Source organism: Nonomuraea sp. NPDC049400 (assembly GCF_044466425.1).
Lineage (GTDB): Bacteria > Actinomycetota > Actinomycetes > Streptosporangiales > Streptosporangiaceae > Nonomuraea.
On sequence record NZ_JBITMP010000016.1, the window covers coordinates 24629 to 47323 of the forward strand.

Sequence of the window (22695 nt, forward strand, 5' to 3'; positions counted from 1 at the left end):
ACCGCACGTGCGCGCCACGCTCAGGCTGGTGTGGGTCCTGCCCGCACTCGTGCTGGTAGGAGTGTTCGTCTACCTGCCGCTCGTGCAGAACCTGCAGTTCAGCACGCTCAAGTGGGACATCTACAGCGGCAGCCAGGAGTACGTCGGGCTCGGCAACTACGCCAAGCTCGTCGACGACCCGGTGTTCTGGTCGTCGCTGGGCAACAACGCGCTGTACGCGGTGGTCTCCGTCGTGTTCCAAGTGTTCGGCGCGCTCCTGCTCGCCGCGCTCATCGAGAGCATCGGCAGCGAGCGCTGGCGGCGCGGTCTGCGCGCGGTCTACTTCATCCCCTCGGCGATCTCGCTGACCGTCGCGGGACTGCTGTTCTACTTCCTGTACGAGCCGAACCTGGGCCCGCTCAACCACGCGCTCAAGGCCGTGGGCCTCGGCCAGTTCGCGCAGGCGTGGCTCGGCCAGGAGAGCACGGCCATGTCGGCGATCGTCGCGATGAGCCAGTGGCAGGGCTTCGGCTACTCCACGCTGCTGTTCGCGGTCGCGATCCAGCGCATCCCCTCGGAGATCTACGGCGCCGCCGCCATCGACGGCGTCGGCCCGGTCCGCCGGTTCTTCCACGTGACGGTGCCGCTGGTGCGCGAGATGACCGGGCTCATGGCGATCGTCACCATCTCGGGCGCGCTCCAGGTGTTCAACGAGGTCATGGTGATGACCGCCGGCGGGCCGAACAACTCGACCCAGGTGCTGGGCACCTGGCTGTACCGCAGCGGGTTCGTCCGCAACAACTTCGGCTACGCCGCCGCGGTCGCGACCGTCCTGTTCGTGATCACGCTCGGCATCGCGGTGGCACAGCTGTGGGTCACCCGCAGGAGAAGGGTGGAATGGTGACGCGCCTGAGCTTCCTCGGAGCGATCGCCCGCGTCTTCATGTGGGCCTTCCTGCTGGCCCTCGCGGTGGTGGTGCTCTATCCGCTGCTGTGGATGACGCTCAACGGGTTCAAGACCAACGCCGAGCTGTTCGGCGACCCGTTCGCGCTGCCCCTGCACTGGAGTTTCGAGAACTACCAGAAGGCGTGGAACCGCGGCGTCAGCGACTACCTCACCACCAGCGTGCTGGTCACGCTGACCTCGACGGTCGCCACGGTGTTCGTCAGCGCGTGGGCCGCCTACGGCCTCACCCGCGTGAACGTCCCGCTCAACAGGACGCTCACTGCGGCGATACTCGGCGGGCTCATGCTCGCCCCCACCGTGGCGCTCGTGCCGCTGGTGAAGATGTTCCAGGCGATGGGGCTGTACAACACGTTCTGGGCGCTGCTCATCCTCTACACCGCCTTCCGCGTGCCGTTCACGACCTTCCTCATCCGCGCGTACATGATCGACCTGCCCCGCGAGGTGGACGAGGCGGCCGAGATGGACGGCGCGGGCCGGTGGACGGCGTTCTGGCGGATCATCCTGCCGATGTGCAAGCCGATCCTCACCTCGACGGTGCTGCTGCACATCCTGTTCACCTGGAACGAGTACCTCTTCGCGATGATCTTCACCAGCGGCGCCGGCGTGCAGACCCTCCCGGTGGGGCTGACCAGCCTGATGAGCAAGCACGGCACCGAGTACCCGGTCGTCTTCGCCGGCATGGTGATCGCGGCGCTCCCCGTGGTCCTGCTCTTCTTCCTCGGCCAGCGCTACATCGTCAAGGGCCTCGCCGACGGGGTCGGCAAATAGGCGAGCGGGCACGGCTCAAGGGGCCGTCCACTCGAGCAGCCGGTCCACCGGCCACGTGTTGACGATGCGGTCCGCCTCGATGCCGCACCTCGCCGCGCGCTCGCAGCCGTACCGCAGCCAGTCGAGCTGTCCGGGCGCGTGCGCGTCGGAGTCGATCGCGAACACGCACCCCATCTCGTACGCCAGCCGCATCAGCCGCTTGGGCGGATCGAGCCGGTCGGGCCGGGAGTTGATCTCCACCGCCACCCCGAAGCGGCGGCAGGCCTCGAAGACCAGCTCGGCGTCGAACGACGACTCCGGGCGGCGCTCGCCCCGCTTGCCCCCTGCCTGCACCACCCGCCCCGTGCAGTGGCCGAGCACGTCCACCAGGGGGTTCGCGATGGCGGTGACCATCCGGCGGGTCATGTCGTCGCCGTCCATGCGGAGCTTGGAGTGGACGCTGGCCACCACCACGTCCAGCCGCTCCAGCAGCGCGTCCGACTGGTCGAGCGAGCCGTCCAGGTTGATGTCCACCTCGATGCCGGTCAGGATCCGGAACGGGGCCAGCCGCTCGTTCAGCTTGGCCACCACGTCGAGCTGGCGCTCGAGCCGCTCCGCCGACAGCCCCTTGGCCACGCTCAGCCGGGGTGAATGGTCGGTCAGCGCCATGTAGGAGTGGCCGAGCCCGATGGCCGCCTCCGCCATCTCCTCGATCGGCGAGCCGCCGTCCGACCAGTCCGAGTGGCTGTGCAGGTCCCCTTTCAGCGCGGCCCGCAGCGCGGCGGTCTCCTCGTCGAGTTGTACGCCCTCGGTCGCCCGCATTCTGCGCAGATAGGTCGGAACCTGACCATCCAGCGCTTCGTTGATCACCAGTGCGGTGACCTTGCCGATACCCGGCAGGTCACCGAGTCCTCCGGTGCGGGACAACCGTACGAGCTCGTCCCCGGGCAGGTCGGCGACGACCCCGGCGGCGCGGCGGAAGGCCCGCACGCGATATGTGGGCTCTCCGGCGCGCTCCAGCAGGAAGGCGATCTCGCGCAGGGCCTCAACCGGTTCCATACGTCACTTCATACCCCCGGCAAATGACCACTTCCAGATTGAACGCGGACAAGCACCACCGATAGGCTGATCGGCCCATGAAAGCAGGAGCTTGATGGCACCACCGCCCCAGCATCAAGAGGCGCCAGAACGCAAGTCGTCCAAGGCCGTCGCACTGACAGTCGTCGGCGCGCTGTCCGTGACACTGGTCGCCGTCTGGGCGATCGCGGAGTCGAACGACGACGACGACGTCACCGCCGACTGCGTCATCCTCGTGGAGGACGACACCTCCATTCCCACGGACGACTTCACCACCGCGACCCCGACCCCCATCCCAGGCTCCTACCAGGTCGTCGACGACTCCTACTGCGAGGACGACGACGGCCACAGCTCGTACCGGTTCAGCAGCGGCAACTCGCACGGGGCGTACCACTGGTACTACGGCGGCACCAGGAGGGGCGACCGGGTGTACGACGGCACCACCTACCGCCCGTCCGACGTGAACATCTCCAGCCGCTCGGGCAAAGACATCCAGCGCGGTGGCTTCGGCAACCGCTGGAGCAGCGGGAGCTGACACGTGCGCCGTGAGCATGGCACTCCCAGGCCGGGCTGGGAGAAGACGATCGAGAGCCAGGGCCTGGCCTACCACCGGGCCGCGCATCCGTCGGGGCTGACCCGGCCCTACTGGGACGAGTCCGTTCACTACGTCTTCTCGCTGGACGAGGTGGAGGCACTGGAGGAGCAGGTCGAGGAGCTCCACGGCATGTGCCTGCGCGCCGTCGAGCACGTGGTCTCGACGAAGCGCTTCGCCGACTTCGCCGTCCCCGAGTGGGCGTGGGAGGAGGTCGCGCGCTCGTGGGAGCGCCGCGACCCCCACGTGTACGCCCGCTTCGACCTGCGCTACGACGGCACGGGACCGGCGAAGCTGCTGGAGTACAACGCCGACACGCCGACCTCGCTCGTGGAGTCGTCGGTCGTGCAGTGGTTCTGGCTGCAGGACGTCCATCCGGACGCCGACCAGTGGAACTCCGTGCACGAACGGCTCATCGACCGCTGGCGCGAGTTGCGGCTGCCGCCGGGGCCGACGCATTTCGCGTTCACGAACGCGGACGAGACCGGCGAGGAGGCCATGACGGTGGCCTACCTGCAGGAGACCGCCGCGCAGGGGGGCCTGCAGACCATGGCCATCGCCATGGAGGACATCGGCTGGGACTCGCTCAACCGCCGTTTCGTGGACGTCGAGCAGCACCCCATCCGCTCGGTGTTCAAGCTCTACCCCTGGGAGTGGATGCTGGCCGACGAGTTCGGGCGGCACGCCGTACGGCACACCACGTGGATCGAGCCACTGTGGAAGACGCTGCTGTCCAACAAGGCGCTGCTGGCCATCCTGTGGGAGCTCTTCCCCGGCCATCCCAACCTGCTGCCCGCCTACCTCGACGGGCCGCGCGAGCTGACCTCCTACATCGCCAAGCCGCTGCTCGGCAGGGAGGGCGCCTCCATGCGCATCGTCACCCCCGAGGGCGGCCAGGAGACGCCCGGCTCCTACGGCCAGGAGGGCTACGTCTTCCAGGGCTTCGAGGCGCTGCCCGAGTTCGAGGGGCAGCGGCCGGTGCTCGGCGCCTGGGTGGTCGCCGACGAGGCCGCCGGACTGGGTATCAGGGAGACGAGCGGCCTGATCACCGACGACACCTCCTCGTTCGTCCCCCACCTCATCGCCTGATAGGAATCAACGTGACCCTTCTCGAGACCCTCGCTCGTGGCGCGGGCGCCATCGCCGCGTACGCCGCCGTCGGCGTGATCCTGATGATCGTCGGCTTCTACGTGATCGACTGGGCCACCCCCGGCAAGCTGAGCGAGGTCATCCGCACCGACCGCAACCCCAACGCCACCCTGCTCACCACGTCCGCCCTGGGCGCCGTCGGCCTGATCGTGGCCTCCTCCATCTGGGCCTCCGGCGGCCGGCTCGCGGAGGGGCTGGCGGGCACGGCGGTCTACGGCCTGGTCGGCATCGTGGTGCAGACCGTGGCGATGCTGGTGTTCGACCGGGTCGTGGGCATCTCCGTACGCGACCTGGTGAAGGAGCCCGAGCTGCAGCCGGGCGCGCGGCTGCTCGCCGTCACGCACGTCGCGATCGGCCTCATCACCGCGGTCGCGGTCATCTAGCCCCCGTACGGCGGTCCTGGCCGCGGCGGGGCGGCCGTCGCGGTCATCCGGGTGGAGCTGGCACTCTAGGAGACGTGACAGACCGGACCCGAGAGGACACCACGCGCAGGCTCGAGCGGGCCATGGGCTCGCTCGGCACGGCCGCGATGGCTCGCATGGACGAGCAGCTGCCGTGGTTCCGCGCGCTCAGCGCGGAGGACCGGTCGTGGGTGGGGCTCGTGGCGCAGGCCGGCATCGCCGCGTTCGTCGAGTGGTTCTCGACCGCCGGCGAGGATCGCCCCACCCCCAGCATCGAGTTCTTCGGCACGGCCCCGCGCGAGCTCAAGCGCTCCATCTCGCTCCAGCAGACCGTCGACATCGTCAGGGTCGTGGTGGAAGTGGTCGAGGCGCAGACCCACGAGCTGGCCGCGCCGGGCGGCGAGGACCAGCTCCAGCAGGCCATGCTCCGCTACACCCGCGACGTCGCCTTCGCCGCCGCCCACGTCTACGCCCGCGAGGCCGAGGCCAGGGGCGCATGGGACGCCAGGCTCGAGGCCCTGATCGTGGACGCCCTCGTACGCGGTGAGGTCGACGACGGCCTGCACTCCTGGGCCGCCGCGCTGGGCTGGACCTCCTCCCCCGTGGTCGTCATCGCCGGCCACGCCCCCGACGACGACCCCCGCGCGGTCATCGACAGCCTGCGGGAGAAGGGCCGCCGCATCGGCATGGACCTGCTGGCCGACGTGCAGGGCGACCGGCTGATCGTGATCGTGGGCGGCGCGGGGAGCGTCAACGACGCCGCCAAGCAGGTCGTGCACCGCTTCGGGATGGGCCCCATCGTCATCGGCCCCGAGGTCCCCGACCTGCACGCCGCCGCGCGCTCCGCCAGGGCGGCGCTGGCCGGGCTCAAGGCGTCGTGCGGCTGGCCCGACGCGCCGCGGCCGGTGCACGCGGAAGAACTGCTGGCCGAGCGGGCGCTCGACGGCGACGACGACGCCAGGCAGCAGCTCATCGAGAACGTCTACCTGCCGCTCGCCGGCACGCCGCTGCTCGACACGCTGGCCACGTACCTGGAGCAGGGCACCTCGCTGGAGGCGACGGCGCGGCTGCTGTTCGTCCACCCCAACACCGTCCGCTACCGCCTGAAGAAGATCACGGAGCTGACCGGATACCAGCCCACCGAGGGCAGGTCGGCCTTCACCCTTCAGGTGGGCCTGATTCTCGGGCGGTTGTCGGAAAGCGCCGTAACGTGGCGCGCCCTAACGTAATCGCGGCGAAACCCCCACTGTAGGCTTCCTACAAAACCCCCCGGATGAAGTTCGTGCGGATCATTATCCGCGTGTCGGAGTTCTACAGGGCAAGGTGGGTTTTGTGCTTGTACTCGTCGCTCCGGGCCAAGGTGCCCAAACGCCAGGCTTCCTGTCCCCCTGGCTCGAGCTGCCCGGTGTGGCCGACAGAATCGGCGCCTGGTCGGAGGTCGTCGGGCTCGATCTGATCACCTACGGCACGACCGCCGACGCTGACGAGATCCGCGACACCGCGGTCGCGCAGCCGCTGCTCGTGGCCGCCGCGCTGGCCTCGGCCGAGGCGCTGGGCGCGGCCCCCGACGTGCTCGCCGGCCACAGCGTGGGAGAGTTCGCCGCCGCCGCGCTGGCCGGGGTGCTCACCCACGAGCAGGCCCTCACGCTGGTCCGCGAGCGCGCCAAGGCCATGGCCAAGGCCGCCGCGATCACCGAGACCGGCATGACCGCCATGCTCGGCGGCGCCGAGGACGAGGTCCTGGCCGCCATCGAGAAGCACGGCCTGACCCCCGCCAACATCAACGGCGCCGGTCAGATCGTGGCGGGCGGCACGCTGGAGCAGCTGGCCGCGCTCAAGGACGACCCGCCGGGCCGCGCCCGGCTCATCCCGCTGAAGGTGGCCGGCGCGTTCCACACCGACCACATGGCCCCGGCCGTGGAGAGCCTGCGCGAGGCCGCCGCCAACGTCGTCCCCGCGGACCCGCGCGTCACGCTGCTGTCCAACTCGGACGGACAGGCGGTCGCCGGCGGCGCCGAGTTCGTGGAGCGGCTGGTCAAGCAGATCAGCAGCCCCGTCAGGTGGGACGCCTGCATGCGGACCATGGCCGCGCTCGGCGTCACGAAGATGATCGAGCTGCTGCCCGGCGGCACGCTCACCGGCCTGGCCAGGCGCGGCCTGTCCGGCGTGCAGACCGTGGCGCTGAAGACCCCCGACGACCTCGAAGCGGCCAGGGAGCTGATCAAGTGAAGATCCCCGACATCGCCCCGGGCGGCAGGATTCTCGCCTTCGGCCACTACCAGCCCGCACAGGTCGTCACCAACGACGACCTCGCCAAGACCATGGACACCAACGACGAGTGGATCCAGTCCCGCGTCGGCATCAAGGAGCGCCGGGTCGCGCCCCATGGCGAGTCCCTCGAGGACATGGCCACCATCGCCGGCGGCAAGGCGCTGGCCGCGAGCGGCCTGTCGCCGGAGGACATCGATCTGGTCATCGTGGCCACCTGCACGCTCGAGACCCAGATCCCCAACGCCTCCGCCATCGTGGCCCACCGCCTCGGCATCCAGTCGCCCGGCGCGTTCGACGTGAACGCCGCCTGCGCCGGGTTCTGCTACGCGCTCGGCACCGCGAGCGCCGCCGTGCGGGCAGGCTCGGCCAGGAACGTGCTGGTCATCGGCGCGGAGAAGCTGTCGCAGTGGGTCGACTGGACCGACAGATCGACCGCCGTGATCTTCGCCGACGGCGCGGGCGCCGCGGTGGTGGCTCCGTCCGAGACCCCGGGCATCGGCCCCGTGGTGTGGGGCAGCGCCGGCGACAAGTCCGAGGCGATCATCGTCAAGGACCGCGGCGGCTTCCTCCACCAGGAGGGCCAGACCGTCTTCCGCTGGGCGACCACCACGCTCCACCCGGTGGCACTCGCCGCCTGCGAGCGCGCCGGCGTGGACCCCTCGGAGCTGTCCGCGTTCGTGCCTCACCAGGCCAACCTGCGCATCATCGAGGCCATCGCCCGCAAGCTCGGCGCCGACCAGGCCGTGATCGCCCGCGACATCGTCACCGCGGGCAACACCTCGGCCGCCTCGATCCCGCTGGCGCTCTCGCGCATGCTCGAGCGCGGCGAGGTCCGCTCCGGCGGTCTCGCGCTGGTGCTCGGCTTCGGCGCGGGCCTGACCTACGCCGGTCAAGTGATCGAGATCCCTTAGCCTCCTCCATCCATCAAGAGCTTGTACGGCACAGCCGTACAGAACCCAGAAATCAAAGGAGAACCATCGACATGGCTGCCACCGAGCAGGACATCCTCGCAGGCCTCGGCAAGATCATCAACGAGATCACCGGCATCCCGGCCTCCGACGTGACCCCCGAGAAGAGCTTCGTGGACGACCTCGACATCGACTCCCTGTCCATGGTCGAGATCGCCGTGGCCGCCCAGGACGAGTTCGGCGTCGAGATCCCCGACGACCAGCTCAAGAACCTGAAGACGGTCAAGGACGTCCTCAACTTCATCCAGGGCTGACCCCATTTCCATTCTGACTAGCAAGGAGCGCGAAACGTGAGTGCGAACCGGGTACGTGTCGTCGTCACCGGGCTTGGCGCGACGACGCCCGTCGGTGGAGACGTCACCTCGACCTGGACGGCGCTCCTCGCCGGTCAGTCGGGTGTCCAGACCCTCACCACGGACTGGATCGACGCCGTTCCCGTGAAGTTCGCGGGGACGGCGGCGGTCGATCCCACCGAGGTGCTGCCCCGGCCCGAGGCCCGCCGCCTCGACCGCAGCGAGCAGTTCGCGCTGGTCGCCGCCAGGGAGGCCTGGCAGGACGCCGGCGCTCCCGAGGTGGCTCCCGAGCGGCTCGGCGTCGTGGTCTCCAGCGGCATCGGCGGCATCAGCACCACGCTGAGCGCCTACGACACCTGGCGCGAGCGCGGCTGGAACCGGCTGTCGCCGTTCACGGTGCCGATGCTCATGCCCAACGGCCCCGCCGCCTGGATCGGCCTCGACCTGGGCGCCCAGGCCGGCGTGCACGCCACCGTGTCGGCGTGCGCGTCCGGAGCCGAGGCCATCGGCCACGCGATGGACATGATCAGGGCCGGCCGCGCCGACGTCGTGGTCGCCGGCGGCACCGAGGCCGCCATCCACGGGCTCAACATGGCCGCCTTCGCCGCCGCGCGGGCCATGTCCACCCGCAACGACGACCCGCAGGGCGCGTCCCGGCCGTGGGACCGCGACCGCGACGGGTTCGTGCTCGGCGAGGGCGCCGGCATCGTGGTGCTGGAGTCCGAGGAGCACGCCAAGGCGCGCGGCGCGCGGATCTACGCCTACTGCGCCGGCGTCGGCTACTCCGCCGACGCCCACCACATCACCCAGCCCGAGCCCGAGGGCCGCGGCATCATCATGGCGATGACGCAGGCGCTGACCGACGCCGAGATCACCGGCCTCGACGTCAAGCACGTCAACGCGCACGCCACCTCGACCCCCGCGGGAGACGTCGGCGAGGTGCAGGCGGTGGCCAAGGCCATCGGCACCCACCCGCTGGTGACCTCCACCAAGTCCATGACCGGGCACCTGCTCGGCGGTGCCGGGGGCATCGAGTCCGTCTTCACGATCAAGGCCCTCCAGGAGCGGGTCGTTCCCGCCACCATCAACCTCGACAACCTCGACGACGGCATCGACGTGGACCTCGTCTACGGGGCCAACCGCACGCTGCCTGAAGGCGACATCGCCGCGGTCAACAACTCGTTCGGGTTCGGCGGCCACAACGTGACCGTCGTGTTTAAGGGGGCTTGACATGACCGTGCTGGACAACCGGGTGGCGACAGACGACTCCGAACAGGAGCCTGCCGATCCCCGTGATCCAGTCGTCCGGCTGACCGCGCTGCTCGACGAGGGCTCGCTGCGGCCGATCACTCCCCAGGACAAGAGCGGTGTGCTGGCCGCCATGGGCCGCGTCGAGGGTGTTCCCGTCGTCGCCTTCTGCAGTGACGCCCGCTTCCAGGGCGGCGCGATGGGCAGCGAGGGCTGCGAGCACATCGTGCACGCCTACGACGTGGCCGTCCGTGAACGGGTGCCGATCATCGGGATCTGGCACTCCGGCGGTGCGCGACTCGCCGAAGGCGTCGAGTCGCTGCACGCCGTCGGCACCGTCTTCGCCGCCATGACGAAGGCGTCCGGTGTGGTGCCGCAGATCTCCGTGGTCGTCGGCCCGGCCGCCGGCGGCGCCGCCTACGGCCCCGCGCTGACCGACCTGGTCATCCTGGCCGACTCCGGCCGCATCTTCGTCACCGGCCCCGACGTGGTCCGCAGCGTCACGGGCGAGAGCGTCGACGCCGCGGCCCTGGGCGGCCCCGAGCCCCACAGCAAGCGCAGCGGCGTCGTGCACGTCGTCACCAAGACCGAGACCGACGCGTACGTCAAGGCGCGCCAGCTCGCCACGCTCCTCGGCCACCAGGGGCGGGTGCGCACCGGAGAAATCGAGGAAGTGGACTTCTCCACGCTGCTGCCCGAGTCGGCGAGGCGTGCCTACGACGTCAAGCCGCTGGTCAACGGCCTGCTCGATGAGCCGGGCACCGAGCTGCACCCCAAGTGGGCGCCGAACATCGTCACGACGCTGGGCCGCCTCGGTGGCCGGACGGTCGGTGTGATCGCCAACAACCCGATGCGGCTGGGCGGCTGCCTCGACGCCACGTCCGCCGAGAAGGCCGCCCGCTTCGTTCGTATGTGTGACGCCTTCGGCGTGCCGTTGGTTGTCCTCGTGGACGTGCCCGGTTACCTGCCCGGGGTCGGCCAGGAGCACGACGGGGTGGTCCGGCGGGGCGCCAAGCTGCTGCACGCCTTCGCCGAGGCCTCGGTGCCGCGGGTCACGCTGGTGACGCGTAAGGCGTACGGCGGGGCGTACATCGCAATGAACTCCCGCGCGCTCGGCGCCACCAAGGTGTTCGCCTGGCCCACCACCGAGGTGGCGGTCATGGGGGCGGTGGCGGCCGTACGCATCCTCAAGCGGCGCGAGCTGGCCGCCGCGCCGGAGGAGGAGCGGGCGGAGCTGGAGCAGCGGCTGGCCGACGAGCACGAGAAGCTGGCCGGGGGGCTCGTACGCGCTCAGGAGCTGGGGGTCATCGACGAGGTGATCAAGCCCGCGGAGACGCGCGGCGCCATCGCCAAGGTCCTCGCCCAGGCCACACCTGCCCGCGGCGCCCACGGCAACATCCCGCTGTAACCCTCTCCAGGCTCTTCCGAAGGACCTCGCCGACATCGGCGGGGTCCTTTTGACGTGCTCGTTCGGCGAGTCCGCGCCCCACCTTCGCCCTTTGGCGGAGTTTGGCGGGGCGTGTGGCTGGGGCGCGCTGGTGTGTGGCTGGGGCGGCGGCGCACCGCGGGCGGACCCGTGCCGAGTTCCCAAGAGGCCCCGCACCGGCGTCGGTGCGGGGCCTGCGCGGTTGAGGCGAACCCGTGGCGGGGGTCAGACGGCGGCGTGCAGCCAGCGGACCGGGGCGCCGTCGCCCGCGTACCGGAACGGCTCCAGCTCCTCGTCCCAGGGCCGCCCGAGCATCTTGTCCAGCTCGTCCTCCAGCACGCACCGCCCCTGGGCCGCCATCATCATCGCGGCTCTGAGCCGGTCTTCTGGGATCATGATGTCGCCCGAGGCGCCGATGACCGCGGTGAAGGCGCCGAGGGTCGGCGTGTAGGCGTGCCGGGACCCGTCCACGCCGGGCGAGCCATCCTCGGTGATCTCGAATCGGAGGCGCTGCCAGCCCATGAGAGAGGAGGCGATGGCCGCGGCGATGCCCGCGCGCCCCTCCCATTCCGCCTGCGCGCGCACGACGTTGGGCGCGGCGGGTTGCGGCGTCCACGTCAGGTCTACGGGCACGCCAAGGACACCCGCGACTGCCCATTCGATGTGAGGGCACAGCGCGGGCTGAGCCGAGTGGACGTAAAGGACGCCACGAGCAGACACCGGACCTCCCGTTTCGGTACGAGGTGCGCCTTCCCCAACGGCCTCGCCCCAGGATGATCACAAGTGACTAGGGAGAGACTACCGTCGGTCGCTATCTGACACCAGAGGGGGGCCATACCAACTTGGTGCGGGAGCGGCATGTGACAGTTGCACGAGCGGGGATACATACCGCCTCATGGAAATCCAATCTGTCGGCGCGGCGTTCATCCGGCCTGGTCAGCTGCTGACCGACCGCACGGCGCTGTCCGCCGCGTCGCGCTGGACCCAGGCGGTCTCGGAGGCGGACGGCGTCTGCGTGATCCACCTGTCGCCCGGCGCCGACCCCTGCGAGATCACGGCCGAACTACGCGAGAAGGGCCTCAGAGCGTCGCCGAACCACGTGTTCCGCGGCCAGCCCCTGTTCTTCGGCGGTCCCGCGTCCAGACCTTTCCCCGTTCCGCCCATCCACCACAAACCGGGCCGATCCCACTCGGACGTGGTCGTGGGCCTGCTCGACACCGGCGTGGCCAAGCACCCGTGGTGGGCCGGCAGCGACTGGTACGGCCAGACCGCCCCCGAGGACGCCGACGCGACGGAGGGCTCGCAGGCCGGCCACGGCACGTTCATCGCGGGCCTGCTGGCCCGCCGGGCGCCGGGTGCGGCGCTGCGCGTGCACCGGGTGCTCGACGGCGACGGCATCGGCGACGAGGCGACCGTCGCACGCGCTCTCCACCGCATGCTCGAGCGCCCGCCGCACGTGCTCAACCTCTCCTTCGGCGGCCACACCTTCGACGACCGGCCGCCGCAGTTGCTGGGCGACGCCATCGCCGCGCTGCAGGACACGGTGACCGTGGCCTGTGCCGGCAACACCGGGTCCGACCGGCCGTTCTGGCCCGCGGCGATGCCCGGTGTGGTGGGCGTGGCCGCCGTGGACGCGTCCGAGGAGCGCAGGGCACCCTACTCCGGCCACGGCACCTGGGTGGACGCCTGCGCCCGCGGCGACTGGCTGACCAGCAGTTTCCTGGACGGAGGCGACTTCGCGGGATACGCGACGTGGAGCGGCACGTCGTTCGCCACCGCCCTGGTGGCGGGGGCCGTGGCGGACGCGGCCAAGAGCGAGCCGGCGAAGGAGGTGGCCCGGCGGCTCTTCGACTCGGAGGAGACCCGGCAAATTCCCGATCTGGGAGTTCTCATCCCGGCGAGTCTGTAGAGTTTACGCTCAGTCCTCAAGCAATCACGGGGAGGCATGATCGCCTGCTCGTGCCGGACGGAAGGAGGCCGCATGCGGGATCCAGCGGAGTTGCTCGTCGCGGCCGCCGGGGGAGACCGGTCGGCTTGGGACGAGCTGGAGTCCACGTTCGGGCCGCGCATGTGGGCCGTTGCCCGCGCGTGCGGCCTGAGCCCATCCGACGCGGCGGATGCGGTTCAGGGCTCCTGGCTGCGCCTTCTGCAACATCTCCAGAGCATCAGGGATCCGGCGGGGGTGGGAGGCTGGCTCATGACGACCGTGCGCCGAGAAGCTTTCCTGCTGCTGCGGAAGGAGCGCGCGGGCGTCTCCTCCTTCGAGGTCGTCGAAGACCCTGACCCGGAGTCCGCCGTCCTGGAGGCCGACGGCAGGCGCCTGCTCTGGAAGACGGTCTCCACCCTGCCCGAACCCTGCCGGTCACTCCTCCAGCTGGTCGCTAATGACGTCGGCAACCAGCAGATCGCGGCTCGGCTCGGGTTCCCCATCGGCAGCGTCGGTCCGACCAAGGCCCGCTGCCTCGAAAAACTGCGCACTCTGCTCTCACTACAGGAGACAGCGCAATGATCAACGATGAATACTTCCTGGCGGCCCTCCGGTTGGCCTCCGGGAACGACCCGATTCCCGGTCACGTGTCCGCCGCCGCACGTGACGCCTACGGGCTTCGGGTCCCGGGAGCGGTCACGGCCGCCCCCGGCGAGTGCGCCGCAGCCGGCGGCGTACGCGATGGCGAGGGCTGCCACCTGGTGCGCTTCGTCACGGCGGACCTCACCTTCGACCTGGAGGTGACGATCGGCGACGGCCTCATCGATGTCGCTGGACATATCTCCCCAAACCCAGGAGAGGGAGCTCTCATCGATGTGAAGACCCCCCATCTGACACTCACCCGGCGGATCAGCCTCACCGGCGAGTTCGCCGTCACCGGACTGCCACCGGGCTGGCTCAGCGTGGTCTGCCACCGGGTCGGCCAGAATCCCGTCCAGACCAGATGGGTACGCATCCGTCCCTGACCCTCCCGACCTGACCTCCAACCGACCAGCCGAGAGAGGCGCGTCCCTCTCTCGGCCGTTCCGCTCCAAGGCCCGACATGAGCGCGACACCAGATCAACCCGGCGACCGCGACCCGCTCGTCGTGGCGGCCGAGGCCGCCGTCATGCGCTCCCTGGTCGATCCCGATCACGCACTCCAGGCGGGCCGCTTCGTCCTGTCCGCCGCGCGCCGGGCCCGTAACCCCGAGGCCGAGGCCGTCGCGCTCAGGGCCATCGCGCTGGCCGCCCGCGAGCTGGGCGATCTCCGCGACGCCGAGCACCACCTCCGCGAGGCCATCGCCACCGAGGGCGCCCCGCCGGAGCGGGTCGCCCAGGCCCGCCTCTCCCTCGTCACCGTGCGCACCGAACGCGGCCACCCGCTCCAGGCCCTCCGCGTCGCCGCCCAGGCCTGGTCGCACCTTTCTCCGCTCGACCGCGCCAAGCTCGAGACGCAGCGCGCGGTGGCCCTGGCCCGCCTCGGCCGCCACCAGGAGGCCATCGCGTCCTGCGACCGCGCGCTGCGCGTGCTCGTGAGCGCGCCAGGCACCATCGACGACCGCAGGTTCCTGGCGGGCGGGCTGCTCAACCGCGGCCTCGTCCACTCCTATCGTGGCGACTGGGACGCCGCCATGCGCGACCTCACCGCCTGCCTGGAGATCTCCCAGCGTTCGGGGCTGCGGCACCTGGCCCGCCTGTCCGCCGCGAACCTGCCCTTCCTCGCGGTACGCCGCGGCGACATCGCGGGGGCGTTCAAGCACTACCGCGAGGCCGAGGACACCCTGTTCGGCTTCCCGGAGCGGCTGGCCACGATGCGGGCGGACTTCGCCGGCGCCCTGCTGGCTGCTCACCTGCCCGGCGAGGCCAGGGCCATGCTGAGCCTGGCCGTGCCTGACCTGGAGGCGTCGGGCGCGCACGTGGCGCTGGCCGAGGCGCGGCTGAAGCTGGCCCAGGTCGAGCTGCTCACCGGCGACCCGCACCGGGCGCGGCAGGTGGCCGAGCAGGCCGCCGCCGAGCTGGCCGCGCAGGAACGAACCTCGTGGCTGCCGCTGGCCAGGGAGGTCGTTCTGCGCGCCCGCCTGGCGCTCGAACCCGTCACGCCCGCCCTGGTCGCCGAGCTGGTCGCGTGCGCCGACGAGCTGGAGGACGGGCTGGCGCATCTCGAAGGGGCGGCCGCGTTGCGGCTGGTGGCGGCCGAGGCGGCGCTCGCCCTGGACGACCACCCGACGGCCTCGGCGCAGCTCGCCATGCTCACCGAGCACGCCGAACGTGAGGAGCCGTGGGCCCCGGCAGGCACCCAGCTGACCTCGCTGGCCGCGGAGCCCACGCGGACACAGGAGATCCCGGTGCCCGTGCGGCAGCACGCGCTCGCGCTGGAGGCGTCGCTGCAGGAGGACGCCACAGGGGCGTTCCGGGCGGTCCGTAACGGGCTGTCGGAGGTGAGCGAGCGGGTGGAGACGTTCGACGACCCTTCGCTACGCGCCCACGCGGCCAGGGCCGGGGAGCGGCTGGCGGCGTTCGGGCTGGGGCTGGCGGTGCGGGGAGGGTGTGCGGAGGAGGTGTTCGAGTTCGCGGAGCGGTGGCGGGCGGTCGCGGCGCCTTCCCACGCGTGCTCGCCGGTGGCCCCCGACCGGGTGCGGGCCATGGTGGGGTCCGGGACGCTGGTGGAGTTCGTGGCGGACCAGGACGCGCTGCTGGCCGTGGTGATCACTGGGGAACGGGCGGTGCTGCGGCGGGTCGGCGACGTACGGCCGATCAAGGAGGCGATCGTCCGCCTGCGTTACGCGCTACGCCGGCGGTGCACCGCGCCGTGGCAAGCTGGCGGACAGGACTCCTGCGACGTGGGTAACGCCGGGGCGGCGGGCCTGGAAGTCGAGCGGTTGTTGTTGCGCCCGCTGCTGGCCGAGCTGGGTGACGGGCCGCTGGTGGTGGTGCCGGTGGGCGCCCTCCACACGGTGCCGTGGGGTGCGCTGCCGTGCCTGCGCGAACGTCCGGTGACCGTGACCGCCAGCGCGGCCGCCTGGGCACACGCCCGCGAGCTCGGTCTCGCCCGCCGGGGCGGGCCGCCGGTGGTGGTGGCGGCAGCCGGACCCGCTCTGGCGCACGCGCACGCCGAGGTGGCCAACGTGCTGGCCTGCCACCCGGACGGCCGCGAGGTGCCGGGGCACACCGGGGCGGTGCTGGAGGCGCTGGAGGTGGCCGATGTGCTGCATCTGGCCGCGCACGGGGTCTTCCATGCACGTAGCCCGCTGGTGTCCGGGATCACCTTGGAGGACGGCTCGCTCATGGCGTACGACCTGCTGGACATCCCCCGGTCGCCGGGGCTGGTGGTGCTGTCGGCCTGCAATTCCGGGATGTCGCGCACGCCGGTCGAGGGGGCTCCGCTGGGCCTGCCGGGGACGTTCCTGGCCAAGGGGTCGTCGTGTGTGGTGGCCGGGCTGGTGCCGGTGCGCGATGAGGGGGCTCGGGCGCTGATGAGCGTGTTCCACGAGCTCGTGGCGGCAGGCCACCCACCGGACGCGGCCCTGGCGTCCGCCGCGGCCAAGACGGGTGAGACCGGCTTCGTCTGCTTCGGCGCAGGCGACCTGCCGTTGTACTGACACTGGGTGGTACGGGCCCGCCACTCTCGCCGCGGACCCGCCACTCTCATCACGGACCCGCCACTCTCATCACGGACCCGCCACTCTCGTCACGGATCCCCGCCACTCTCGCGGCCCGTTACCGATGCGCGGAGGTCAGCCGGTGGCGACCGGTCTGGAGGGATCGGCGACCCAGTTGGACCAGGAACCCACATAGAGCGCGGCGGGCAGGCCCGCCACCGCCAGCGCCAGCACCTCGTGTGCGGCCGTCACGCCGGAGCCGCAGTACGCGCCCGCCTGAACGCCCTCGCGGACCCCGAGCCCGGCGAAGCGGTCACGTAGCGCGGCGGGGTCGAGGAAACGGCCGTCGGGACCCACGTTCTCGGTCGTGGGCGCGCTGACGGCCCCGGGAACGTGCCCGGCCACCGGATCGATCGGCTCCACCTCGCCCCGATAGCGTTCGGCGGCCCGGGCGTCGAGCAGCACGCCCTGGGTGGCCAGCGTGCCCGCCTCGTCAGCGGTCAACATCGGCATCCCGCCCGGCCTCGCGGTGAAATCCCCCTCGGCGAGGTCGGACCCCGGCACGTCCTTCGTGGTCGGGAGCCCGGCCTCGATCCACGCGGGCAGCCCGCCGTCGAGCACGCGAACGTCCTGGTGGCCGAAGTAGCGCAGCGCCCACCACGCCCTGGCCGCGACCGTGGATCCGGCGTCGTCGTAGACCACCACCGGCCGCCCGTCCGACACCCCCAGCCGCCGCATCGCGCTCTGGAACGCGCCCGCTTCGGGCAGCGGATGACGCCCGCCCTCGCCGGGAGGCGCCGCGAGGTCCTTGTCCAGATCGCAGTAGACGGCGCCCGGAATGTGCCCCTCGCGATAGGACTCCACGCCGGGCGGGCCGCCCAGCCGCCAGCGAACGTCGAGCACCGTCACGTCGTCGAGCGCGGCGAGTCCGGCGGGTGTGATCAGCGGGCTGGTCAAGTGCGTACCTCCAGGAGCGGGACATACTGCTCGGCCGCCGTCATCGAACCGTGGTATCCGATGAAGAGCGCCTCGATCCGGTTGCGGGTGGGGGCGGTGATGGCCAGGTCGGTGTAGGGCACGGCCACGACGTCGCCGATGCGTTCCAGCCACGTGTCCCGCACCCGTGGCCCGAACCACCCTGACTCGACCGCCTCCTGTCTGGACACTACCCAGGCTTTCCCCCGAAGGGTGTCGCGCCACGCCTCCAGCACGCCTTCCCCGGCTCCCCGCTCGGCGTAGACGTGCCTGGCCCTGGCCTCCCCGCCGAGCAGCGCCACGCCTTCCGTCAGCTCGGGAACCCTCTCCGCGTCGATCTTCTCGGTGGCGTTGACCATGCCGTGGTCGGCGGTCACGTACAGGGCGGACCCGGGTGGCAACCCCTCGGCGAGCCGGCGCGCCATGTCGTCGACGACGGCGAGCTGCCTGAGCCACTCCTCGCTCCCCCAGCCCGTCATGTGCCCGGCGGCGTCCAGATCGCCGTAGTAAACGGTGAGATGCGCCGAACCGGCCCGCATCGCCTCGTGCACCCGCGCGACGCGGTCGTCCACGGCGTCGGCGGCCACGTAACGCACGCCTCGGTAGACGGCCCTGGTCAGCCCGGTGCCCTCGAACTCGGCGGGACCGACGTAGACCGAGTCGATCCCGGCCCGGACGGCGCGCTGGTAGACGGTCGGGGCGGGCTGCCACTGGTCCGGATCCATGGTCAGGCCGCCGGGCAGGGTCCAGCGCAGGCAGTTGAACAGGTGGCCGGTGCCGGGCACGGCCAGCGTCAGCCCGAGCATGCCGTGCTCGCCCGGCGTCAGGCCGGTGCCGAGGGAGCAGAGGCTGGTGACGGTGGTGGCGGGGAATCCGGCGGTGAGCGTCCTGCCCGCCAGCGAGGAGAGGAACGGGGCGGCCTCGGCGTGCGCCCGCAGCAGCTCGGCCCCCAGACCGTCCACCAGGAAGAGGCAGACGCGCTCCGCGGGCTCCAGGACGAGCGGAGGATCGGTCGCTGCGGTGAGGGCGGTGGCAGCGTCGCGCGCGTCCGGCGCGCCGGACGTATTCGCCGTGATGGGGGTGTCCGCCACCGGGTTCGGCGTGCTCACCGTGCCGGGCGCGTCCGCCGTCGTCTTGGGAGCACTCACCGTGCCGGGCGCGTCCGCCGTCGTCTCGGGAGCACTCACCGTGTCAGGCGCGTTCGCCGTATCGGGAGTGCCAGGCTCGCGCACGCCCAGCGCCGCCAGCATCGCATCAGGCAGATCTGCCAGCGACCCGCCGCCGTACACCGGCACCAGCATGCCCATCATCCTATGCCTTCGAGGATCTCTCCCTTTTTCTCCCGGGTCTTCCGCCCCTCCCATCGCCAATCACCGGGCGCTGACCGGTGGCGGTCAGGAGGCGGCGCGGGCGGTGGCCTCGGACAGGGCCTTGGCGAAGGCGAGGACGTGGGTGACCGCCTCGGGGCCGTCGGCCGCCTCACTGACCCTGAGCGACAGGTCGTCGGCCGTGATCGCGCCCGTGTAGCCGTGGTCGGCCTCGCAGTTTTCGTCGCCGCACGTGGCCGGCTCCAGGTCCACGTGGGAGATGGCGCCCCAGCCGATCGTGAGCGTCGCCTCCGTGGGAGGGACGCCCGGCACGTATGAGGCCGGGTCGGGGACCACGCGGGTGACGGCGACCGACTGGACGCGGCTCAGTCGTACGGCCTCCGTGGTCGTGGAGGCGTGGGACGTCGAGACGCCCTCCACCGCGGGGTGCTCGTCGGTGTGGCAGACCAGCAGTCGCGTCGCCGACAGCACCAGCACGGTGACGTGCCTGCGCACCTCCATCGCGGGATCGAACGTGGCCTCATGATGGACCACGAAGGCGGTCACCGCCTCCTTGCCCAGCGCGGATTCGACCGCGTCGGTGACGAGGTCGGGGTAGTAGCCGCTGCGCTCGATCGCTTCGCGCAGGCCCGCGGCGGAGACTCGGGTTTCCCTCATGGGTCCATCCTGCCAGGGCCGGGCAGTACACTCACCCGCCCCATATAACGCTCTATAACGTCTTTTATCCAGGCATCAGGCGGCACTTGCGTTCACTTCTTTTGCCGCCATTCGCCGTCATTCGCTGAGAGCTGATCAGGAGAGCCTCCGGGGGCCGCCGTCGAGGCGCGGGCCCGCCGGAGTGCGCAGGGTGGCGCGGGCGCCGAGGATGATGACGTTCGACTCGCCGACGAGCACCTGGTCCAGATCCAGCCTGGCCACCTCGGGCAGGTCGCCGGCCAGGCGGCCGACGCGTACGAGGAGGTCTTCCAGGGCGTCCACGGCCACGGGCGGGTAGCCGTACTGGCCGAAGAGCAGCGGGGCCGCCCGCACGGAGCGCACGAGCGCGGCGGCGTCCTCGCGGGTCAGGGGGGCCAGGCGGAACCCCTGGTCGAGCAGGAGGCGCGCGGTCACCTCGCCGAGCCCGAACGACACGACGGGGCCGAACGCGGGGTCCTCGACGGCGCCCACGACGGTCGGCACGGCGGGCTGCGGCGCCATCCGCTGGACCGCCAGCTCCACCGCCTCGCCCAGCTGATCGGCGAACCCGGCGAAGGCGTGGCGCACCATCTCGGGGCCTGTCAGGCCGAGCCGGACAGTGCCCGCGCGGCGCGAGGCGCCGGGGTCGGCCACCTTGAGCACCACGGGCCACCCGAGCCGCTCGGCCGCCGCCACCGCCTCGTCCGGCGACCGCACCACCTCGGCCGGCCAGACGGTCAGGCCGTAGCAGGACAGCAGCTCGGTGGCGTCGACCTCGACCGGCGGCCCCGGCTGGGCGAACACACCCGCCGCCGCTTCGCCGGCGACGCCTCGTGGCCCGGGCGCGCCCGCCGATTCGCCGGCGACGCCAGGTGCCGAAGCGGGCGCGTCACCCGGAGCGACGGGCGGGGTGGGTGCCGTGGTGGACAGGGCCGTGCGGACCAGATCTTTGGCGCGGGCCGTGTCGATGTCGTCGAGCTCGGGTGGCGGCACCGCCGGGTGGGCGCGCCACCTCGCGTAGCGGACGACGTGCGCCAGTGCCCTGACCGCCTCCTCAGGCGCCGCGTACGACGGGATCGAGCCGCGCGACGGCGTCACCTCGCACCCCGGCACGAGGGTCTCGACGCGCAGGGCCGGGTGCATGCCCAAATGGCCCTGGAACGTCGCGAGCACCGGCTTGGCGGAGCCTTTGGAGACCCGTAGCAGCTCGGCCGCCACCTCGTCCGTGTCGCCGGGAATGGGCGGCATGTAGATCACGACGGCGGCGTCCACGTCGGGGGAGGCGAGTTCGCCGGCGAGCGCCGTACCGAACTCCGAGGCTCCGGCGGCGGGACCCAGGTTGACCGGCGGGCGCGGCTCGAGGCCGACGGCGAGGCAGGCGTCGGCGGCGAGCAGGCCGAGGGCGTCGGAGTTGGTCACGAGCGCGACCCTGGGCCCGGCAGGCAGCGGTTGATACGCCAACAGCTGGCCGACGTCGAAGAGCTGGATGAGGTCGTCGACCCTGATCAGCCCCGCCTGCTCGATCAGCGAGCTGATCGCCGAGTCCGGCAGACCCAGCTCCTCCGCCGAGTGCCCGGCGGGGGTGCCGCCGCTCTTGACCACCACGACGGGCTTGCTCCGGGAGATGCGCCTGGCCAGCCGGGTGAACTTGCGCGGATTGCCGAGCGACTCCAGGTAGAGCAGGATCACCTCGGTCGAGTCGTCTTCCTCCCAGTACTGCAGCAGGTCGTTGCCGGAGACGTCGGCCCGGTTGCCGGCGGAGACGAACGACGAGATGCCCATGCCGCGCTGCGCCACCCGCTGGAGCAGCGCGGTGCCGAGCGCGCCCGACTGGCTGAAGAAGCCCACCTTGCCCCGGCATGGCAGGGTGGCGGCGAGGGTGGCGTTGAGCTTGACGGCGGGGTCGGTGTTGGCGATGCCGAGGCAGTTGGGGCCCACGACGCGCAGCCCGTACGAACGCGCGAGGCGAGCCAGCTCGTCCTGCCTGTCCTTGCCCTCCGGGCCGGTCTCCCCGAACCCCGACGAGACCACCACCAGGCCGTGCACGCCCTTCTCCGCGCACTCCTTGACCACGTCGATCACGCCGGAGGCGGGCACGGCCACCACGGCCAGGTCCACCTCGCCGTCGATGGCCCCCACGCTCGGGTACGCCCGCACGCCCGCCACGGCCCGCACCTCCCGGTGCACCGGATAGACGGGGCCGGTGAAGTCGGCCGCCAGCAGGTTGCGCAGGACGGTCTGGCCGACCCCGCCGGGCTCGCGGGAGGCGCCGATGACGGCGACCGAACCTGGGGTGAGCAGCCTGGCGATGGACCTGGACTCGGCCCGGTGCTCGCGCGCGAGCGTGACCTCCGTCGAGGTCTCGGTGGGGGTGAGGTCGAGCGTCATGCGTACGACGCCGTCCTCGAACTGGCTCTGTGCCGTGTAGCCGGCCTGGCGCAGCAGGCCCGTCATCCGCATGTTGGCGGGCAGGACGTCGGCGACGAAGCGTCCGATGCCGCGCTCGCGAGCGGTGGCCGCCAGGTGCTCCAGGAGCACGGAGGCCACTCCCCTGCCCTGGTGCGCGTCCTCGACGAGGAAGGCCACCTCGGCCTCGCCCGGTCCGGTGCGGTCATAACGGATGACGGCGACCATCTCGGTGCCGATGGTGGCGATCAGGGCGACGCGGTTGACGTAGTCGACGTTCGTGAACCGCTCGACTTCCCTGTCGGAAAGCCGGGGCCTCGGCCCGAAGAACCGGAAATAGATCGACTCGTCTGACAGACGCGAGTAAAAAGAGCGGAGGCGGTCTGCGTCGGCGGGTTTGATCGGACGAACATGGGCCGTGCCGCCGTCGGCCAGGACGACATCGGCCTCCCAATGGGCCGGATAGTTTGCCTCCACAATCACGAGCGTAAACCCGCATCCCATATGCCAAGACCGGGGTCCCCGTTGGGCAACGCTTGTGCATCGACTGCAGCCCGGTGTCATGGGTCCGCCCCACGGGCAGCCCGGAAGCTGTTAGTTTTGCCGTGGCCAGGCTCGTTCTGAAGG

At 71.4% G+C, this 22695-nt stretch carries 21 protein-coding genes; 15 read left to right on the forward strand and 6 right to left on the reverse strand.

Annotated elements, in window-relative coordinates; genetic code table 11:
* Positions 1-7 precede the first annotated feature (7 nt).
* Both ACIBVN_RS25515 and ACIBVN_RS25520 read left to right on the forward strand, forming a co-directional pair.
* Positions 8-883 (forward strand): carbohydrate ABC transporter permease, encoded by an 876-nt coding sequence (locus ACIBVN_RS25515; protein WP_397140357.1) that lies wholly within the window; start codon positions 8-10, stop codon positions 881-883.
* Complete coding sequence (locus tag ACIBVN_RS25520; RefSeq protein WP_397140359.1) at positions 877-1713, forward strand: carbohydrate ABC transporter permease; 837 nt, start codon at positions 877-879, stop codon at positions 1711-1713. Before ACIBVN_RS25515 ends, ACIBVN_RS25520 begins: the two co-directional genes overlap by 7 nt.
* A 15-nt stretch (positions 1714-1728) precedes the next feature.
* Here ACIBVN_RS25520 and ACIBVN_RS25525 read toward each other — a convergent pair whose 3' ends face one another.
* The gene (locus ACIBVN_RS25525; RefSeq protein ID WP_397140360.1) at positions 1729-2751 is read right to left on the reverse strand and encodes a PHP domain-containing protein; all 1023 of its coding nucleotides are present in this window, start codon (positions 2749-2751) and stop codon (positions 1729-1731) included.
* A gap of 94 nt (positions 2752-2845) precedes the next feature.
* On the opposite strand from ACIBVN_RS25525, the gene ACIBVN_RS25530 reads away from it, so the two are divergent.
* From ACIBVN_RS25530 to ACIBVN_RS25570, 9 genes are all read left to right on the forward strand, one after another.
* On the forward strand, positions 2846-3304 hold the full coding sequence (locus ACIBVN_RS25530) for a hypothetical protein (protein WP_397140362.1): 459 nt from the start codon (positions 2846-2848) through the stop codon (positions 3302-3304).
* Between the two features lie 3 nt (positions 3305-3307).
* Entirely contained in the window at positions 3308-4450 is a 1143-nt protein-coding gene (locus ACIBVN_RS25535) for a glutathionylspermidine synthase family protein (protein ID WP_397140364.1), read from the forward strand.
* A gap of 11 nt (positions 4451-4461) precedes the next feature.
* Positions 4462-4893, forward strand: a complete 432-nt coding sequence (locus ACIBVN_RS25540) for a DUF350 domain-containing protein (protein WP_397140365.1) — start codon at positions 4462-4464, stop codon at positions 4891-4893.
* A 122-nt stretch (positions 4894-5015) separates the two neighbouring features.
* Positions 5016-6140: a PucR family transcriptional regulator gene (locus ACIBVN_RS25545; RefSeq protein WP_397140635.1), complete on the forward strand. Its 1125-nt coding sequence runs from the start codon at positions 5016-5018 to the stop codon at positions 6138-6140.
* A 103-nt stretch (positions 6141-6243) separates the two neighbouring features.
* Positions 6244-7140 carry an ACP S-malonyltransferase gene (locus ACIBVN_RS25550; RefSeq protein ID WP_397140367.1) on the forward strand — a complete coding sequence of 299 codons (897 nt, stop codon included), beginning with the start codon at positions 6244-6246 and terminating at the stop codon, positions 7138-7140.
* Positions 7137-8093, forward strand: a complete 957-nt coding sequence (locus ACIBVN_RS25555) for a beta-ketoacyl-ACP synthase III (RefSeq protein WP_397140369.1) — start codon at positions 7137-7139, stop codon at positions 8091-8093. Before ACIBVN_RS25550 ends, ACIBVN_RS25555 begins: the two co-directional genes overlap by 4 nt.
* 71 nt (positions 8094-8164) lie before the next feature.
* Entirely contained in the window at positions 8165-8404 is a 240-nt protein-coding gene (locus tag ACIBVN_RS25560) for an acyl carrier protein (RefSeq protein ID WP_367803095.1), read from the forward strand.
* A gap of 36 nt (positions 8405-8440) precedes the next feature.
* Positions 8441-9673 (forward strand): beta-ketoacyl-ACP synthase II, encoded by a 1233-nt coding sequence (gene fabF / locus ACIBVN_RS25565; protein ID WP_397140371.1) that lies wholly within the window; start codon positions 8441-8443, stop codon positions 9671-9673.
* A 1-nt stretch (position 9674) separates the two neighbouring features.
* On the forward strand, positions 9675-11099 hold the full coding sequence (locus ACIBVN_RS25570) for a carboxyl transferase domain-containing protein (protein ID WP_397140373.1): 1425 nt from the start codon (positions 9675-9677) through the stop codon (positions 11097-11099).
* Positions 11100-11342: 243 nt separating this feature from the next.
* On the opposite strand, the gene ACIBVN_RS25575 is transcribed toward ACIBVN_RS25570, so the two are convergent.
* Entirely contained in the window at positions 11343-11837 is a 495-nt protein-coding gene (locus tag ACIBVN_RS25575; protein ID WP_349451716.1) for a DUF3145 domain-containing protein, read from the reverse strand.
* A 175-nt stretch (positions 11838-12012) separates the two neighbouring features.
* Between ACIBVN_RS25575 and ACIBVN_RS25580 the strand changes: the two genes are divergently transcribed.
* The 4 genes from ACIBVN_RS25580 to ACIBVN_RS25595 all read left to right on the forward strand — a co-directional run bounded on the left by ACIBVN_RS25580 (position 12013) and on the right by ACIBVN_RS25595 (position 16684).
* Positions 12013-13026, forward strand: coding sequence for a S8 family peptidase (locus ACIBVN_RS25580; RefSeq protein WP_397140375.1), 1014 nt, complete (start codon positions 12013-12015; stop codon positions 13024-13026).
* Positions 13027-13098: 72 nt separating this feature from the next.
* A complete protein-coding gene (locus ACIBVN_RS25585; protein WP_397140376.1) occupies positions 13099-13626 on the forward strand; it encodes an RNA polymerase sigma factor in 528 nt (175 codons plus the stop codon).
* Positions 13623-14069 carry a hypothetical protein gene (locus ACIBVN_RS25590; protein WP_397140378.1) on the forward strand — a complete coding sequence of 149 codons (447 nt, stop codon included), beginning with the start codon at positions 13623-13625 and terminating at the stop codon, positions 14067-14069. The genes ACIBVN_RS25585 and ACIBVN_RS25590 overlap by 4 nt, the downstream gene beginning before the upstream one ends.
* 77 nt (positions 14070-14146) lie before the next feature.
* On the forward strand, positions 14147-16684 hold the full coding sequence (locus tag ACIBVN_RS25595; protein WP_397140380.1) for a CHAT domain-containing protein: 2538 nt from the start codon (positions 14147-14149) through the stop codon (positions 16682-16684).
* Positions 16685-16819: 135 nt separating this feature from the next.
* Here ACIBVN_RS25595 and ACIBVN_RS25600 read toward each other — a convergent pair whose 3' ends face one another.
* From ACIBVN_RS25600 to ACIBVN_RS25615, 4 genes are all read right to left on the reverse strand, one after another.
* Positions 16820-17641, reverse strand: coding sequence for a sulfurtransferase (locus ACIBVN_RS25600; RefSeq protein WP_397140382.1), 822 nt, complete (start codon positions 17639-17641; stop codon positions 16820-16822).
* The gene (locus ACIBVN_RS25605) at positions 17638-18960 is read right to left on the reverse strand and encodes an alkaline phosphatase family protein (protein WP_397140383.1); all 1323 of its coding nucleotides are present in this window, start codon (positions 18958-18960) and stop codon (positions 17638-17640) included. The genes ACIBVN_RS25600 and ACIBVN_RS25605 overlap by 4 nt, the downstream gene beginning before the upstream one ends.
* A gap of 93 nt (positions 18961-19053) precedes the next feature.
* Positions 19054-19644: a DUF5998 family protein gene (locus tag ACIBVN_RS25610; RefSeq protein ID WP_349451723.1), complete on the reverse strand. Its 591-nt coding sequence runs from the start codon at positions 19642-19644 to the stop codon at positions 19054-19056.
* A 135-nt stretch (positions 19645-19779) separates the two neighbouring features.
* Entirely contained in the window at positions 19780-22572 is a 2793-nt protein-coding gene (locus ACIBVN_RS25615) for a GNAT family N-acetyltransferase (RefSeq protein ID WP_397140386.1), read from the reverse strand.
* Positions 22573-22695: the final 123 nt, after the last annotated feature.

Coding starts and splice junctions, on each gene's coding strand:
- ACIBVN_RS25520 (WP_397140359.1), top strand. CDS start 877: ATGGTGACGCGCCTGAGCTTCCTCGGAGCGATCGCCCGCGTCTTCATG.
- ACIBVN_RS25525 (WP_397140360.1), bottom strand. CDS start 2,751: ATGGAACCGGTTGAGGCCCTGCGCGAGATCGCCTTCCTGCTGGAGCGC.
- ACIBVN_RS25530 (WP_397140362.1), top strand. CDS start 2,846: ATGGCACCACCGCCCCAGCATCAAGAGGCGCCAGAACGCAAGTCGTCC.
- ACIBVN_RS25545 (WP_397140635.1), top strand. CDS start 5,016: ATGGGCTCGCTCGGCACGGCCGCGATGGCTCGCATGGACGAGCAGCTG.
- ACIBVN_RS25560 (WP_367803095.1), top strand. CDS start 8,165: ATGGCTGCCACCGAGCAGGACATCCTCGCAGGCCTCGGCAAGATCATC.
- ACIBVN_RS25570 (WP_397140373.1), top strand. CDS start 9,675: ATGACCGTGCTGGACAACCGGGTGGCGACAGACGACTCCGAACAGGAG.
- ACIBVN_RS25580 (WP_397140375.1), top strand. CDS start 12,013: ATGGAAATCCAATCTGTCGGCGCGGCGTTCATCCGGCCTGGTCAGCTG.
- ACIBVN_RS25585 (WP_397140376.1), top strand. CDS start 13,099: ATGCGGGATCCAGCGGAGTTGCTCGTCGCGGCCGCCGGGGGAGACCGG.
- ACIBVN_RS25590 (WP_397140378.1), top strand. CDS start 13,623: ATGATCAACGATGAATACTTCCTGGCGGCCCTCCGGTTGGCCTCCGGG.
- ACIBVN_RS25595 (WP_397140380.1), top strand. CDS start 14,147: ATGAGCGCGACACCAGATCAACCCGGCGACCGCGACCCGCTCGTCGTG.
- ACIBVN_RS25605 (WP_397140383.1), bottom strand. CDS start 18,960: ATGCTGGTGCCGGTGTACGGCGGCGGGTCGCTGGCAGATCTGCCTGAT.
- ACIBVN_RS25610 (WP_349451723.1), bottom strand. CDS start 19,644: ATGAGGGAAACCCGAGTCTCCGCCGCGGGCCTGCGCGAAGCGATCGAG.
- ACIBVN_RS25615 (WP_397140386.1), bottom strand. CDS start 22,572: ATGGGATGCGGGTTTACGCTCGTGATTGTGGAGGCAAACTATCCGGCC.